Below are 16,648 nucleotides of genomic sequence, written 5' to 3'. Positions count from 1 at the left end.
GCCCTAATATGGCATGCTAGCGCCATCATCGCATACCGAAAAAATAGATAAAATTATGCCTAATATCGCTGAAAACCCACTCATTCTTGTGGATGGTTCTTCCTATCTTTACCGCGCCTACTATGCGCCCCCCCATCTGACCAACTCCAAGGGTGAGGCCACGGGTGCCGTTTATGGCGTGATCAACATGCTACGCAGCCTGCTCAACCAATATAAGCCGACGCAGATGGCGGTGGTGTTCGATGCCAAGGGGAAAACCTTCCGCAATGAGATGTATGCCGAATATAAGGCCCACAGACCGCCGATGCCAGACGATCTCAGGACGCAGATTGAGCCGCTACACCGCATCATTCGTGCCCTGGGGCTTCCTTTGGTCTGTATCCCCGGCGTCGAAGCCGACGATGTCATAGGCACCATCGCCAGGCAGGCCAGTCAGGAAGGTCGAGCCGTGCTGATCAGTACCGGCGATAAAGATATGGCGCAGCTGGTCGATGACAAGATCACCCTGATCAACACCATGACCAACACCATCCTCGGCCCCGATGAAGTGAGCGAGAAATTTGGTGTCGGCCCAGAGCTGATCATCGATCTCCTGGCCCTGCAAGGCGATAAGGCGGATAACATTCCCGGCCTACCCGGCGTCGGTGAGAAGACGGCGCTGGCAATGCTACAAGGCGTGGGCGGCGTCGACGCAATCCTTGCCAATCCAGACAAGATGCCGGAGCTCGGCTTCAGAGGCTCCAAGACGATGCCGGCCAAACTCGCCGAACATGGTGACATGCTTAAGCTCTCCTATGAGCTGGCAACCATCAAGTGTGACGTCGAGCTGGAGCAAGACTGGCACCAGCTCAATATTCAAGACGCGGATCGCGACGAGCTAATCAAATGCTACGGCGAGATGGAATTTAAACGCTGGCTGGCCGAGGTATTAGACAATAAGTCTGGCAGCGACAGTCTAGAAGAAGCCGAAGAAGCGCCTGCCCCCCAGGCAATAGATGCCCAGTACGATACCATTCTGACTTGGGAAGCCTTCGACGAGTGGCTCAAGGCCCTGGCTGCCGCGCCGCTGTTTGCCTTGGATACGGAAACCACCAGCCTCAACTACATGGAGGCCAAGCTAGTCGGCCTATCTTTTGCCATCGAACCGGGCAAGGCCGCCTACCTACCGCTGACCCACGATTATGCCGGTGCACCAGAGCAGCTCGACAGCGAGCAGGTACTCGCCAAACTCAAGCCACTCCTGGAAGACGCCAAGCTTCTCAAGGTGGGGCAAAACCTTAAATATGACATGAGCATACTGGCCAATGTCGGCATCACCCTCAAGGGAGTGGCCTTCGATACCATGCTCGAGTCCTATGTCTTTAATTCGGTCGCCTCTAAGCACAACATGGACGACCTGGCACTGAAATACCTGGGCCACAAGAATATCAGCTTCGAAGAGATCGCCGGCAAGGGTGTGAAGCAACTGACCTTCAACCAGATCCCGCTGGAAACGGCGGCGCCTTACGCCGCCGAAGACGCCGATATCACACTCAGGTTACACCAGCACCTCTGGCCGAGACTGGAAAAAGCCAGCGAGCTTGCCAGCGTCTTTACCGACATTGAGCTGCCTCTGGTCACCACCCTGTCTCAGATTGAGCGTCAAGGGGTGTTGATCGACAGCATGTTGCTGGGTCAGCAGAGCGACGAACTGGCTCGCAAGATAGACGAGTTGGAACAGAAGGCCTATGAGATCGCCGGCGAGCCCTTTAACCTAGGTTCGACCAAACAGCTGCAGGCGCTCTTCTTCGAGAAGCTTGGCTACCCGGTATTGAAGAAGACCCCTAAAGGCGCGCCGTCCACCGCGGAAGAGGTACTGGTCGAGTTGGCACTGGATTATCCACTGCCCAAGATCATCCTGGAACACAGGAGTCTGTCGAAACTCAAGAGCACCTATACCGACAAGTTGCCGCTCATGGTCGATGGCAAGACTGGCCGCGTGCACACCAGCTATCATCAGGCGATTGCCGCCACGGGTCGCCTGTCATCAAGTGAACCTAACCTGCAAAATATCCCCATTCGTACCGAAGAGGGTCGCCGTATTCGCCACGCCTTCGTGGCACCCGAGGGACGCAAGATCCTCGCGGCCGACTATTCGCAGATAGAACTCAGGATCATGGCGCATCTGTCACAGGACAAGGGCCTATTGAGCGCCTTTGCCCAGGGCAAGGATATTCACAGGGCCACCGCCGCCGAGGTGTTCGACGTCGATTTTAGCGAGGTCACCAGCGAGCAACGCCGCCGCGCCAAGGCGGTCAACTTCGGTCTCATCTATGGCATGTCGGCCTTCGGCTTGGCGCGCCAGCTCGATATTCCACGCCACGAGGCCCAGCAATATATCGACATCTACTTCAAGCGCTATCCGGGCGTGCTCAAGTATATGGAAGATACCCGCGCGGCTGCGGCCGAACAGGGTTATGTATCGACCCTCTATGGTCGTAGACTCTACCTGCCGGCTATCAAAGATAGAAACGCCATGCGTCGTCAGGCCGCCGAACGCGCCGCGATCAACGCCCCCATGCAGGGCACGGCTGCCGATATCATTAAGAAGGCCATGATCAACATAGCCCAGTGGATTGAGTCAGAGACACAGGGAGAGATCACCATGATCATGCAGGTACACGATGAACTCGTGTTTGAAGTTGACGCCGACAAGGCTGACTCACTCAAACTCAAGGTGTGCGAACTGATGGCGCAGGCCGCGTCACTGGATGTCGAGCTGCTGGCCGAGGCTGGCATTGGCGACAACTGGGAGCAGGCCCACTAGGCTGGATGCTTAGCGAACGAGCCTCGACAGGAACAATGTACTAACGAGGCCGAGCTTCAAGGAAACATTCGCTCAACGAAGCATTACCTCGAGGAAACAGTACCTAGAGAAGAAGATGCCCCGGCCCTGCCGGGGCATTTTTTATGCTGCCAGGCCTGTTTACCATGGGATTTCCCCTCTTCCCTCCCTTGAAGCCGTAAAAATCGTCAAAAATAGTAATATTTTTTCACTTAAGTGGAATTTTAAACTAAACGCCTCTTTTAAAGGTATTTTTTGTAAATTTCAGATCAAAAACCTGTGTCTTTATTGAGCACTTTTTTAGACGTTGCTCACATTATTGTCGTTTTTTACAAAAAACAGTTTCCCATAATACGACCAATGAAGTATTATTCTCTGCGTAGGGTACAGAGGTTAAGATGTTCTATCTTTCAGACCTTTTTTTATTTCACGTTAAGTGAAATGCCAAATTATGGCGCCCCAGCAAGTAACTTGCTGGGGCTTTTTTTCGTCTGAAATTTATTTTAGAGCAAATACTTTAATTGAGATGGGATTCGGGCTATCCTATGGCCACTGAGAACTGTTGGTCGATGACCAACAGAACTTGAGTCTTGTTGAAATTTAGCTTCTCCCCAAAAGAGCTAATGTATTTTTGCCGATGGCGTAGCCCTCGGCATTTTTTTTGCCCGCTCTCCTATCAGCTAAATACCAGGCATAAAAAAAACGCCCCCAATCTGGAGGCGCTCTCTATTCACACATCACTTAGCCTGAGCTACTCTTGCTCGGCGTCGGCCAAGGCCTCCACCAGCCAGTCTGGATGACACCATTCGTTGAGAATACTGAGCACCTTAGGTTTACCCGTGCCCTTCAAGGAAGAAAATGGCTCCACCTTCACACCATCGCCGAAGTCCGCCAACGCCTTACGCACCTCGTTGACCGTCTTCATGCGGGCGCTCTGCGCCAGCTTGTCACACTTGGTCAGCAAGGCCAGCACAGGGATATCGCAATCGACCGCCCACTCGATCATCTGCATATCGAGATCTTTGAGTGGATGGCGAATATCCATCAATACAACCAGGCCACTCAAGCAGGTACGCTCTTGCAGATATTGCCCCAGTGCCTGCTGCCATTTCTTCTTCATGGCCAAGGGCACCTGCGCAAAACCATAACCGGGCAAGTCCACCAGGCGTCTGTGCTCATCGAGCGCAAACACGTTGATCAGCTGGGTACGCCCAGGTGTCTTACTGGTTCTTGCCAGGTTCTTCTGTTCGGTTAATTGGTTTAATGCGCTCGACTTTCCGGCATTAGAACGACCGGCAAAGGCAATTTCGACGCCTACATCACCGGGCAAGTGCTCATCCAGATGCGCAATATCCGGCGCACTGATCAAAAACTTGGCCTGTCGAAAATCGATACGAGAATCAGTCACTACCCACCCCAAAATTTGTTATTTCTTCAGTTTAAATATCGAAGACTTGCTTACATTTGCACAATTTCGTGTAAAATATTACCCCGATCACATAAATCATATTTTATCACGCTTGCAGGTCACTCTCGTAAGCTCAGGACAAAAAATTTAACTTAAAAGTTGGAACGCCATGAAAAAGTTCGCTATTGCGCTATCAATGTTAGCCACTCTATCAACTCCGGCTCTAGCAGCAGGTGATGCTGAAGCGGGAAAAACTAAAGCAATCATTTGTTCTGCCTGTCACGGTGTTGATGGTAACAGCATGATCGACATGTACCCCAAGCTTGCGGGTCAACAAGAAACTTATCTGAAGAAGCAGCTAACCGAGCTGCGCCAAGCGGCGCATACAGGTGGCAAAGAAGGCCGTAACGATCCAATGATGAGCCCAATGGCGGCAGCATTATCAGATCAGGATATCGAAGATTTGGCGGCTTACTTCTCTTCACAAAAACTTGCAATGAGCGAAGTGAAAGATGTGCCTGAGCTAGGCGAGCAGCTATACAAGGGTGGCGACGCCGTACGTGGCGTGACCGCATGTATCGCCTGTCACGGTCCAAGTGGTCAAGGCTCAGAAGCAGCCGGCTTCCCAGCCATCGCGGGTCAACACGCTAACTATATCAAGATCCAGCTGAATAAGTTTCATGATACAAGTCGTAACAACGACTTAAACGGCATGATGCAAGACGTTGCCAAGAAGCTGACCAGCGAAGATATCGAAGCACTATCTAAATATATTTCAAGCATTAAGTAATTAATCGCTGGAAAGCGAAAGGGTGGTCAATACCACCCTTTTTTACCACCTAAAATTTACGTTTACGTAAACTGTTGAAAATTGATGCTTGACATAGATCACAGATTTCGTTTTAATTGTGCCCGTACCGAGGTAAACCCAACTGTTTGTATAAAATCTATCTAATAACAATAAACAGATTTCGGTATGTGATTACATTTAAGATATAAGAATAAAGTTAAGTAAAAATAATAATAATTTTTTGACCACTCACTAAAAATAATAAGAGTAGTACTTCGCATCTGAAGTCGGGTCGTAATAACTTAGTAAGGATATTGGTTAGGAAGGCCAATGCGCTAATTAGCATTCTCCTTACGGTTCAGGAAACAGTTGAACTGCTTACTGCTGAACTATAACGTAAACCTAACAGGGATGGTTTATTAGGCGTCAAAGATGACGATATGGATTGTGATGTGTCAAGAAGACCATCTACGGAAGCTGTGGTCAGGAAGGCGACAGGGAAAGAAAAAAAGCGTCTGGAAGACCGAAAACGAAAATAACTATGCATGGAAAGCAGATTAAAAAATAAGATGGAATCCGACTGGGAGAGTCGCATAGCAAGTAAGGAAACTTGGAATCAGAATTGAGTACCTTTGGTACTTTTTGGAAGGCGACAGTGATACTGTCGCCTTTTTTTATACCCAACAAAAAATACGCTTCTGTTTCCACCTGGCCTACAGTAAATTAAACAGGCAACTGCAATTAACCCAGCCTTTGAGAGTCATGCCCAAGCCATGCGAAGATGCCCCCTGTGCACCAGCGAAGCTACCGCCCCCTTCTATCAAGATAGAAAACGAGCAATCTATCGCTGTAAACGCTGCATGCTGCTTTTTGCCGATGCCAGCTCTCATCTGCCCCCCAGCGCCGAGGTAAAACGCTACCGCTCGGCCAATAGTAAAGACAAACCGCTGCAACAATTCTTGTCGAGCCTGATCACTCAGTGTGAACAACAGGTTCAGGGACCACTGCTAGGACTCAACTTCGGGCGACTGCTAGGCCAACCGGCCATCGACGCCATCATGGCCCGAGGTCACCAGCTCAACCAATATGATCCACACTTCGCTCCGGATCATACCCTGCTAAGGCTCAAGTACGACTTCATCTGTTGCTATCGTGTCTTCGAACACTTTCGCTTTCCAGGTAAAGAGTGGCAGCTGCTCTGTTCTCTGCTCAAACCCGGTGGCTGGATGGCAATCAGCACCCAGCTGCTCACCGAACTTCAGGGCTTTCCCAAGTGGCATCATAAGAACAATCTGACCCATGTCAGCTTTTATCAGGAGGCCACCTTCCAATATTTGGCAGCCCAGGCTGACTTTAGGCTATTATTCGCCTCGAAAGATCTCATTTTGGTGCAAAAACCAACAGGATCTGGTATAACACGCGACCCAAGTTCACTTATCTGACTCAGGGTTAGGTAGGTTCACGATTTTTTGTAGTTGAGATTAACGCTATGACACGTAAGAAAACGCGCAAGATCAATGAGAATGCGCCAAAACGTCCGCCTAGAACCAAGAAAGAAGACCGTGCCCTCACGGGCAAGAAGCAGAAGTCAGGCAATAAAGCGGGCAGTCGTCATAACGAAAAACAGATCCAACAGAAGCAATCGGGCACGGCCCAGGCGAAAGATCCTCGCCACGGCAGCAAGAAGCCTATCGCGCTGGAGTTGCCGACTCAGGCGCCTGTAGCCAAGCAGCCCAAGGCACCTAAGATGAGCGATGAACAGAAGCTGCTGAAGCTAGAGGAAGATCCTAGACTCAACAAGCTGCTGGATATGCTCGAAGAGGGTCGCGATCTCAACGAGGCGGACCAGGCCTGGTTAGAGAAGCAACTGACAGAGATAGAGCGCCTGATGGATCGCCTGGGCATCACGGAAGAGGACGATCTCGAGCATGTCATGAAGACCACGGTCGGCTCAGACGACGATCTCCTGGAGAAGTTTGAATCTGGCGCCGATCTGCTCAAAGATTACCAGGATAAAGACTAGCCCCGCGGCTAACCCAAATGGCATCGATTCGATGCCATTTCGCTATCTACGCCAGGTAACCAATACCTAGCCACTATCACCTAGCGAAAGCAAACACCCAGCGAAAGCACACAACTAGCAACCCAAAACCTCGGAATGATTATGACCACGACACTCCTCATCCTAGGCGCCATCATCATCTTAAGCCTGGCCGCCTACGCCGCCAGCCTGCTACTCAAGCTAAAACAGCAAACCGCCCAACAAAAGGCCCAGCGCGAGGCCCAACAGGCAGCCAAAGATGCCAAAGAGCTGGAGCTGCTGGGCAATATCCACTATATCGCCGCCGCCATGCTCGAGGAGCGCTGCGAACTCTCAGAGGGGGTGATGCGTATCGGAAAACTATTTAATATCCTCGGCCACGACGAACAGGTAAAGCACCAGTATCCGGCGCTCTTTAAGCATTTTGAGGTCATAGAATCTCACCCCATTATGGAGCAGCGTAAGGCACTGGCGAAACAGCAACGGATGAAGCTAGACTTAGAGAGAATGAAGTCCGAATCAGCGCTCGAAGCCGAGATCATGGCCGAGGTAGCTGTGCTTGCCAAGGCCTATGCCCACCTCAGCCATTGACGTGAGTCGGTGCACAAAAACGGCTTAACACCAAGACATTTAAGTCGAAAACAAGGATATTCATCAGCTAACATAAATTGCAGTGCTAATTTGCAACCTGGATCAATGTTATTCGCTCAATAACATTGCATACTTCGCTAGTTGCTAATTTACCACCCTCGGAGGACACGCCTTGAAGCAGCCCACCCAAATTAGTTGGGATCAGTCAATGATCGAAAAATATAATTACAGCGGTCCTCGTTATACCTCTTACCCGACCGCACTAGAATTTGACGCCTCCTTCACCGAAGAAGACCTGCTCACCTCTATTGCCAACAGTAAGAGCAATAAACTATCGCTGTATTTACACATTCCTTTCTGCGCCAAGCTCTGCTACTACTGCGGCTGCAACAAGGTGATCACCCGTCACCAGCACAAGGCCGACCAATATATCGAATATCTCGCGGCAGAGATCGTCAAACGTGCACCGCTGTTTAAGCATTACCAGGTAACCCAGATCCACTGGGGTGGCGGCACGCCAACCTTCCTCAGCCCAGAGCAGATCCTCAGGCTGTCGGCGCTGCTAAGAGAGCACTTTAATATTGCAGACGAGGGCGAATACTCTATTGAGGTCGATCCACGCGAGATCGAACTCTCTATGCTAGACACCCTTAAAGAAGCCGGCTTCAACCGTATCTCGGTTGGCGTACAGGACTTCAACAAAGAGGTGCAGATTGCCGTTAACCGCGAACAGGACGAGCAGTTTATCTTCGACCTGATTGCCAAGGCGAAAGAGATGGGCTTCGTGTCGACCAACATCGACCTGATCTACGGCCTGCCACACCAGACGCCAGAAAGCTTCGCCGAAACCATGCAACGCGTACTGGATCTGTCTCCCGACAGACTCTCTGTGTTTAACTACGCTCACCTGCCGGCACGTTTCGCCGCCCAGCGTAAGATTAAAGACGAGCACCTGCCGACCCCACAACAGAAGTTGGAGATGCTGCACCAGACCATCGAGACGCTGACGGGCGCCGGCTATCAGTACATAGGCATGGATCACTTCGCCAAGCCAGATGACGAACTCGCCATCTTACAGAACGAAGGACGCCTGCACCGTAACTTCCAGGGTTACACCACCCAGGAAGAGTGTGACCTGCTGGGCCTAGGTGTCTCCTCTATCAGCCAGATTGGCGACTGCTACGCCCAGAACCAGAAAGATATCCGCCCCTACTACGAGTCGGTGGACGAGAAAGGGCACGCCCTGTGGAAAGGCTGTAAGCTCAATCGTGACGACGAGATCCGCCGTGTCGTGATTAAGCAGCTGATCTGTCACTTCGACCTGGATATGGACAAGATAGATAAGCAGCTAGGTATCAAGTTTGAAGAATACTTCGCCGAAGATCTCAAACTGCTACAAACCTTTATCGACGACAAGCTGGTCGAAGTGAAAGACAGAAAGATCACCGTAGGCGAAACAGGCCGTCTGCTGATCCGTAATATCTGTATCTGTTTCGATGTTTATTATCGTGACAAGGCTCGTCAGCAGCAGTTCTCACGGGTTATCTAAACCCTAAACATAAAAAAGCCGATGAATTATCATCGGCTTTTTTGTGGCTAATACTTTACGCCATAGCACTTTAAGATAGTGCTTTGAGTTAGTGCTTTAAGTTTGCGCTTTAAGCCTTGGCGGCATAGAGCGCCTTGCGCTCGCTGTCGGAGATAAAGGCCATCTCCACGCCGTTGCGTTGCAGCTGCGCCAACTCGGCATCGCTAAAGCCCATCTCCTGCTTCACAGTGTCGTACTCATGCTTGATGTCGATGGCGCTCACGCCAGGATCATCTGTGTTGAGGCCGATCAACACCCCGGCCTCCATGAAGGTACGCAGCGGATGCTCCTGATAACTGGTCACTGTAGACGTATGCAGGTTACTGGTTGGACAAGACTCTATGCCTATCTTATTGACAGCCAGATACTCCATCAGCTTAGGATCGTGGATGGCATTGACCCCATGGCCGATACGGGTCGCACCGAGCTCCTGAATAGCCTGCCACATGCTCTCGGCACCAGCCGCCTCACCGGCATGCGCCGTAATCGCCAGTCCGGCGTCACGCACCTTCTTAAAGTGATCGTTAAACAGGGCGCCTGGGAAGCCTAGCTCATCCCCCGCCAAGTCCATCGCCACCAGGTGCTGCTTGTGTGCCAGCAAGGCATCTAGCTCCTGCATGCAGGCGTCCTGACCGAAGGAGCGCGACATGATGCCGATAAGGTTGATCTTCACCTGATGATCCTTGAGGCCGGCCTTAACACCATCGATGACGGCTTCGACAACCCCCTCGATCGACAGCTTATGGTTCATCGCCATATAGTAAGGACTGAATCTCAGCTCGGCGTAATCCAGGCCAGAGATCGCCGCATCGGCAACATTCTCGTAAGCCACACGTTTTACCGCATCAAGATCCGCCAGTACGGCAACCATCCAGTCTAGCTTCTTCAAAAAAGCGACCAGGCTGGATTCTTTCCCCTGAATTTGAACGAAAGGCGCTAAACCTTCCAAGGTGTCGGCAGGTAAAGCAATATTGTGTTGGTGGCCCAGGTCCCAAATCGTTTCCACCCTGACGTTACCATCAAGATGACGATGCAGATCCACCAACGGAATGGATGTATCAATCATATTTAACCCCTATTTGAACCCCTCAGCCAATATTGTTTTTTATCTGGTCTGAAGTTGTTGCAACTATAACACGCATTTTTTAACGATATGCATGACTTATGTTCAGCTTTCGACCAAAGTCCGTTGCAATACCTGCTGACAATTTATCTTGTGCCATGGGTGACCCACCAAATTGAATATTGCATAATCATTGAGCTTATACCTAGGCCCATAATAATGACAACAGGATCACCCATGCATAAACCCTTAGCCCCTTGCCTACTCATACTCAGCCTCACGGCCTGCCAAATGGCACCCACGGCAGATGTCGGCACGACACCGCAAACCACTGTCAGCCAGAGTCATCAGCAATTGCAGCGCATCATAGACGATGCCTGGCAACTTAGATTAGAGTCTAGTCCAGAAATGGCCTACTCACAGGGCGACGAGACGGCGGCGGGTAAACTGGACGATCTCTCCCCTGAGGCACTGGCTAGTCACAATCAGGCTGAAAATGCCCTGTTGGCTCGCCTCAAAGCACTAGACATGGCATCGCTCGACAAGGCCGATCGCATAAACGCCCAGATACTCGCCTATCAGCTACAAAACAGCGTCGACCAGTACCGATTTCACGACCGTTACTTACCCATCACAGCCGAGAGTGGCTTTCACGCCTATATCGCCTCCATCGCCAAGGGTAACTTCAACAACCAAGCCGATTATCAGCACTACCTGAGCAAGCTTGAGGCGCTACCTCACTATTTTGCCCAGCAAACCTATTGGCTAAAGCAGGGACTCGCTAAGGGCATCACGCCCGCCAAGGTAGTCTTAAACGGCTTCGAGGAGAGTATCAGCGCCTACATAGTGCCGGTTGAGCAGAGCGGTTACTTCAAGCCCTTCACACACTTTCCCAAGCACTTCACCGAGGCTCAGAAAAACGAGTTAACGGCGCAAGGCAAGGCCCTGATTGAACAGAATGTCTTGCCTAGCTACCAGGCCTTCTATAACTTCATGACCCAGGAATATATCCCAGGTGCACGCCAAAGTATTGCCGCCTACGATCTCCCCGACGGTGAGGCCTTCTATGAGAATCGCGTGCGCCACTACACTACGCTGCCGATGACGGCCGACGAGGTGCATCAACTCGGGCTCAAAGAGGTCAAACGCATTCGCGCCGAGATGCAGGCGATCATAGATAAGTTAGGCTACCAGGGCAGCTTCGCCGATTTCTTACACTTCCTGCGCACGGATCCTCAGTTCTACGCCAAGACTCCAGAGCAGCTCCTGAAAGAGGCTGCCTTTATCGCCAAGAAGGCCGATGCCATGCTACCGAAATTCTTCGGCAAACTGCCACGCACGCCCTATGGCATCCAGGAAGTGCCCGCTGAGATCGCCCCTAAATACACCACTGGGCGTTACTCCGGCGCCAGTGGTGACGACCAACCCGGCTATTACTGGGTAAACACCTATGCCCTGGATAAACGTCCTCTGTATGAGTTGGAGGCCCTGACCCTACACGAGGCCGTGCCGGGTCACCACCTGCAGATCTCCCTCAACACTGAGCTGACCTCCCTGCCTAACTTCCGCCGTTACAGCTACATCTCGGCATTCGGAGAAGGCTGGGGACTCTACTCAGAATATCTCGGGCTGGAAGGTGGTTTCTATCGAGATCTCTACAGCAACTTCGGCCGCCTGACCTATGAAATGTGGCGCGCCGCCCGTCTGGTTGTCGACACCGGCATGCACGCCAAGGGTTGGACTAGGCAGCAGGCCATCGACTATATGGCCAGTAACACGGCACTGTCGCTACACAATGTCACCACTGAGATAGACAGATATATCTCCTGGCCGGGTCAAGCCCTGTCTTACAAGATAGGCGAACTCACCATCAAGCGTTTGCGCGCCAAGGCGGAGAAGGCCCTGGGGGAGAAGTTCGATATCCGCGCCTTCCACGACGCCGTCTTAGCCAATGGCTCAGTGCCCATGGCGCTGCTCGAACAGCAGATAGACGACTTCATCGCCGCACAGGCGGCCGCTAAGTAGTAATCCTCCTCTGGCGTCCAAGTCTCACGATAGTGGCGCCAGAGACACTTAGCCCCTCTTAAGCCATTAATCGCGATAACATATCGTGCTACACTCAGGCATCTTGTTCCTAATTCAGATTGCCCATGTCCGCAGCCCCAGTCTCTACAAGCAGTGGCATCATCGCCACAACACTACCGGTTTTTTCCAGCGAATTAGAAGACAATCGACAGCAGCTAGATATTTTCTGGCAGGGCGTGGAGCAAGGCTATCTGACAAGTAGCGATGGGCTCAAGCTGGCCTACTGTATGGCCACACACCCCGACTCGACCCGGGCGATTGTGATCAGCAGTGGTCGCGTAGAGGCCTATCTAAAATACCAAGAACTGATCTTCGATCTCTATCAGTTAGGATATAGCGTCTATGCCTTGGACCACAGAGGCCAGGGACTTTCAACCAGGCTGACCGATAATCCGCACCAGGGGCACGTAGAAAAGTTTGCCGACTATGTGAGTGACTTTAGTCACTTCATCGATACGATTGTCACCCCCAAGCAACATGACCGACTATATCTAGTGGCGCATTCCATGGGCGGGACCATAGCCACTTTGTATCTGCAACAGGCGCCAGAAGTATTCGATGCGGCCGTGCTCTCGGCTCCCATGTACGGCATCTGCCTGCCTATGCCTAAGCCCTTCGTGCGTTGGTTGGCGGGACACCTGGACAATGGCTCGAACAATAAGCCCAACTATGTCTTAGGTGGAAAAGATTATATTGCCGCCCCTTTTGAGGAGAACGACCTAACCCATAGCGCTACTCGCTATCAAGACTATCGTAAGCTATATGAGACCTATCCGCAGCTGAAGCTAGGCTCGCCAACCAATCGCTGGTTAACCGAGTCTCTCGATGCCTGTGAGCAAGCCGTCCAGGCCGCGAAACACGCACAGACACCGATATTGATCTTGCAGGCAGAAGAAGACTCCATCGTCGATAATCGCGCCCAAGATGCCGCCAAGGGGGAGCATTGCCACCTCTTTAGGGTCGCCCATGCCCGTCATGAGATCTTTATGGAAAGAGATAGCGCCCGAAACCAGGCACTGAATCAACTGGCAGACTTTCTCAGCCTACACGCTTGATATCACGGGTGATTCATCCAGCCTAACCAGCAGGCGGCTCAGCTCTTCTCCCGGCATAGGCCGGTGGAACAGATAGCCTTGATATAGGTCACAGCGATAGACCTTAAGCTGCTCGAACTGAGACTGGATCTCGACTCCCTCGGCAACAAACTCCAGGTTCAGGCTATGAGACATATCGATCATGGCCTTAACGATCGAGGCGGACGCCTCACCATTGCCCATGTCTCTGATAAAGCTGGCATCTAATTTAAGGCGATTTAGCGGCAGCTCCTGCAGATAGCTCAGCGAGCTGTAACCGGTACCGAAATCATCCACCGCGATACTGATCCCTGCCTCCCTCAGCAGAGTCATGGTTTGACGCACCTGTTGAAGATCGGTCAATAACACATGCTCGGTCAGTTCCAGCTCAATATGGGCAGGACTGATCCCTTGCTCCTGCAGCGTGGCCAGTAACTTAGGCGCAAACTCATCCTGATGGAACTGACGGGCGCTGACGTTAATAGATACCATGGGCGGACAGATATTCTGTGCCTTCAACTCACGAATAAAGCGACAAGCCTCCAGCAGCACCCACTCACCCAACTCGATAATCAGGGCGCTACCCTCGGCAACCGGAATAAAGTCAGCCGGAGAGATCGCCCCATGCTGTGGATGATGCCAACGCAGCAAGGCCTCGACCGAGGCGATCTCGCCCTTGGCATTTAACAAGGGCTGGTAGAAGAGAGACAACTGATGGCGAGAGGCGGCATGCACCAGCTCGGTTCGGATCATCAGGTTTTGCGCCGCACGCTTATCCATCTCACTGCTGTAGACCACACAGGCATCGCGGCCACTCTCCTTCGCCTGAGCCAAGGCCATGTTAACCCGTTTTAGTTGCTGTTCCGGTGGTGTGGCCTCACTCGGATCTATGATGGCAATTCCAACGCTCGCGGAGAGATTAAAAGTATGACCGCTGATATGAAAGCTGCGAGCGATGAGCTGACGCATCTGGCTTGCCAACGCCTGAGCACGACGTCGAGCACTGAGAAGATCTTCCGGCAGCTTCTTCACCAAAACCACAAACTCGTCGGCCGCCACACGTGCGATAAGTGAATTAGAAGAGAAATAACTAGATAGCCTAGCCGCTATCTGAATCAGCAGCCTGTCACCACCATGATGCCCCAGGGCATCATTAACCACCTTGAAGTTATCCAGATCCAGCATAAACAGGGCGGCACAGCTTCCCGACTCATCCTGCTGCTTATAGAGTCCATCCATCAAGGCGCGACGATTAGCCAGATCCGTGAGAGGGTCATGCTTGGCCTGATGCATCGCCGCCTTCTGATTGCGAATATCCTCGGTCACATCGGATAGTGTGCCTATCATGCGTAGCGGCTTACCCTTCTCATTCCACGCAACCGTCATGCCGCGATCCAGCACCCAGATATAATGGCCCTGCTGATGACGGAGTCGATGAACGCTCTCAAACTCCTCGGTTTCGCCATTGAGGTAGGCGTTGAGGCTCTTGAGGATTCCTTCCTTGTCCTCAGGATGTAACCGACTCTCCCAGGTTTCTAACTCGGGCATCAGCTCTTCGGGCCCGTAGCCCAACATATCTTTCCAACGATCCGAGAGAAATACACTGTCATCCTCTAGGTTCCAGTCCCAGATGCCATAGCGAGAGACCTCTACGGCAAACAGCCATCTCTGCTCACTATCCTTAAGCTGTTTCGCCCCTTGTTGGAATCTATCCTTAAAGCGCTGGAGATTCTGCTCTAAACTATGCAGTTCGATGAAGGGGGACTCGATCCTCTTATTCCCTGGCTCAGGCTCTGACTGACCCAAAGCCGCCGCCTGGCGGCTCAGATGACGAATCGGCGACAACACAAAGTAGTAAAACAGGCCGAGCAAGACAAAGGTGGTCGCCAAGGCGATTGCCCCCATTCTCATCAGGCCGACGAATACGGTTTCATCGCTGGCGGCCAGCATGGGCGCCATGTCATATTCGAGATAAATAAGCTCGGGACGTTCCACCGACAGAGATGAGAGTAGAGGTGTAATGGGATAGTAGGCCTGTATCGACTGACGCTTGTCATTGAAGTAAATCCTAGACTTACCCTCGGCGACCCTGTCTCGATGCGCCTGACTATCATAACCATCGATCACTAACTGTGCCGAGCTGTCACGCCATACACCATGATTGGCAAAGCGTATGTCTCCTTTGCCATCGATAAGCGTATACACAGATAGCCGAATGTCGCTGCCAAGCAAGGCAAGCTCCTCTTCTACCCGGGTGAAGTCTTGCGCCTTAGCGGCCATCGCCACCAGATGATTCATCCGCATCAGCTCCTGAGACAGAAACTCGACCTGGGAGGTGGATACTTGGTCTCGACGCTGCTGTCGCTCGACAAAATAACTACTGGTTATGAAAAACGCGAACAACAAGACACACACCAGAGGTGCGAAGAGCATGAGCGAGGGACGCGAGACAAATTTCAGCAAAGTCACTACACCTAAAGAAAAGGGTCGTCAGACGTAACACATCTTATCAATACAGGATCTACTGCGTGTGTTTGTGCCGATTATGCCACATTTAAGTTACTTAGTGGCTAAACATTATTGCATTTAGCTATAAGCATATAGAGATTAGCTAGGACGACGAGTGCAGGGCCATGCTGACGAGGGACTATCTCGAATGCCTACATCCAAATTGAGAACGGCCAAAACGAAAAAAGCCCTAGCATTGCTGCTAGGGCTTTCATCTTAATGTTGGTGGGCGCATATCGCGAAGCGATGTGCTCATGCGCGCGAAGTGAAACGAGCCGGGGAGGACGGGACCGACGGTCCGGCATTGGCCCGTGTGCCTTCGGCACGCGAGACAGGCCGCTTCCTGTAAGAGTCTAACCAACTGAAATGCCTCTCCTTTAATTGCAGCAGCTTTCTCCTACTAAAACAAAATAACCCACGATGCCAAACGAAAACAAACGAGAACAAACGAAAAAAGCCCTAGCATTGCTGCTAGGGCTTTCGTCTTAATGTTGGCGGAGCGGACGGGACTCGAACCCGCGACCCCCGGCGTGACAGGCCGGTATTCTAACCAACTGAACTACCGCTCCTTTGGGCTAGGCCCAAATTAGGCGCCTGGAAATGACCTACTCTCACATGGGGAGACCCCACACTACCATCGGCGCGATTGCGTTTCACTTCTGAGTTCGGGATGGGAT

General features: G+C 51.8%; 11 protein-coding genes, 1 tRNA gene and 1 rRNA gene. 8 read left to right on the top strand and 5 right to left on the bottom strand.

Annotated features, from left to right (window positions below; all coding sequences use genetic code 11):
• Positions 1–55 precede the first annotated feature (55 nt).
• On the top strand, positions 56–2,806 hold the full coding sequence (gene polA / locus DB48_RS02385) for a DNA polymerase I (protein ID WP_041508744.1): 2,751 nt from the start codon (positions 56–58) through the stop codon (positions 2,804–2,806).
• A 769-nt stretch (positions 2,807–3,575) separates the two neighbouring features.
• Here the strand turns inward: polA and yihA are convergent.
• Positions 3,576–4,232 (bottom strand): ribosome biogenesis GTP-binding protein YihA/YsxC, encoded by a 657-nt coding sequence (gene yihA, locus DB48_RS02380; protein WP_041508743.1) that lies wholly within the window; start codon positions 4,230–4,232, stop codon positions 3,576–3,578.
• A gap of 169 nt (positions 4,233–4,401) precedes the next feature.
• Between yihA and DB48_RS02375 the strand changes: the two genes are divergently transcribed.
• The 5 genes from DB48_RS02375 (at position 4,402) to hemN (ending at position 9,203) form a co-directional block, all read left to right on the top strand.
• A complete protein-coding gene (locus tag DB48_RS02375) occupies positions 4,402–5,022 on the top strand; it encodes a c-type cytochrome (protein ID WP_041508742.1) in 621 nt (206 codons plus the stop codon).
• Between the two features lie 773 nt (positions 5,023–5,795).
• Complete coding sequence (locus tag DB48_RS02370; protein WP_041508741.1) at positions 5,796–6,464, top strand: class I SAM-dependent methyltransferase; 669 nt, start codon at positions 5,796–5,798, stop codon at positions 6,462–6,464.
• 47 nt (positions 6,465–6,511) lie between these two features.
• The gene (gene yihI / locus DB48_RS02365) at positions 6,512–7,045 is read left to right on the top strand and encodes a Der GTPase-activating protein YihI (RefSeq protein WP_041508740.1); all 534 of its coding nucleotides are present in this window, start codon (positions 6,512–6,514) and stop codon (positions 7,043–7,045) included.
• Between the two features lie 141 nt (positions 7,046–7,186).
• Positions 7,187–7,654 (top strand): DUF2489 domain-containing protein, encoded by a 468-nt coding sequence (locus DB48_RS02360; RefSeq protein ID WP_041508964.1) that lies wholly within the window; start codon positions 7,187–7,189, stop codon positions 7,652–7,654.
• 172 nt (positions 7,655–7,826) lie between these two features.
• Positions 7,827–9,203, top strand: coding sequence for an oxygen-independent coproporphyrinogen III oxidase (hemN, locus tag DB48_RS02355; protein ID WP_082035568.1), 1,377 nt, complete (start codon positions 7,827–7,829; stop codon positions 9,201–9,203).
• A 109-nt stretch (positions 9,204–9,312) separates the two neighbouring features.
• Here the strand turns inward: hemN and add are convergent, their stop codons facing one another.
• Positions 9,313–10,308, bottom strand: a complete 996-nt coding sequence (gene add, locus DB48_RS02350; protein ID WP_041508738.1) for an adenosine deaminase — start codon at positions 10,306–10,308, stop codon at positions 9,313–9,315.
• Positions 10,309–10,542: 234 nt separating this feature from the next.
• Between add and DB48_RS02345 the strand changes: the two genes are divergently transcribed.
• Positions 10,543–12,330: a DUF885 domain-containing protein gene (locus DB48_RS02345; RefSeq protein ID WP_041508737.1), complete on the top strand. Its 1,788-nt coding sequence runs from the start codon at positions 10,543–10,545 to the stop codon at positions 12,328–12,330.
• 125 nt (positions 12,331–12,455) lie between these two features.
• Positions 12,456–13,445, top strand: coding sequence for an alpha/beta fold hydrolase (locus tag DB48_RS02340; RefSeq protein ID WP_052813627.1), 990 nt, complete (start codon positions 12,456–12,458; stop codon positions 13,443–13,445).
• On the opposite strand, the gene DB48_RS02335 is transcribed toward DB48_RS02340, so the two are convergent.
• The 3 genes from DB48_RS02335 to rrf all read right to left on the bottom strand — a co-directional run.
• Positions 13,434–15,932 (bottom strand): putative bifunctional diguanylate cyclase/phosphodiesterase, encoded by a 2,499-nt coding sequence (locus DB48_RS02335; protein ID WP_235375324.1) that lies wholly within the window; start codon positions 15,930–15,932, stop codon positions 13,434–13,436. The two genes, DB48_RS02340 and DB48_RS02335, sit on opposite strands and share 12 nt — an antisense overlap.
• Before the next feature lie 531 nt (positions 15,933–16,463).
• Positions 16,464–16,540: transfer RNA gene (locus DB48_RS02330), tRNA-Asp, on the bottom strand.
• A gap of 23 nt (positions 16,541–16,563) precedes the next feature.
• Positions 16,564–16,648: ribosomal RNA gene (rrf, locus tag DB48_RS19610) — 5S ribosomal RNA — on the bottom strand; the annotation flags it as partial.

The sequence above is a fragment of the Shewanella sp. cp20 genome, from assembly GCF_000832025.1.
Classification (GTDB): Bacteria; Pseudomonadota; Gammaproteobacteria; order Enterobacterales; family Shewanellaceae; genus Shewanella.
The sequence above is the reverse complement of the archived record's forward strand: the minus strand, read 5'-3'. Positions and strand labels throughout refer to the sequence as shown.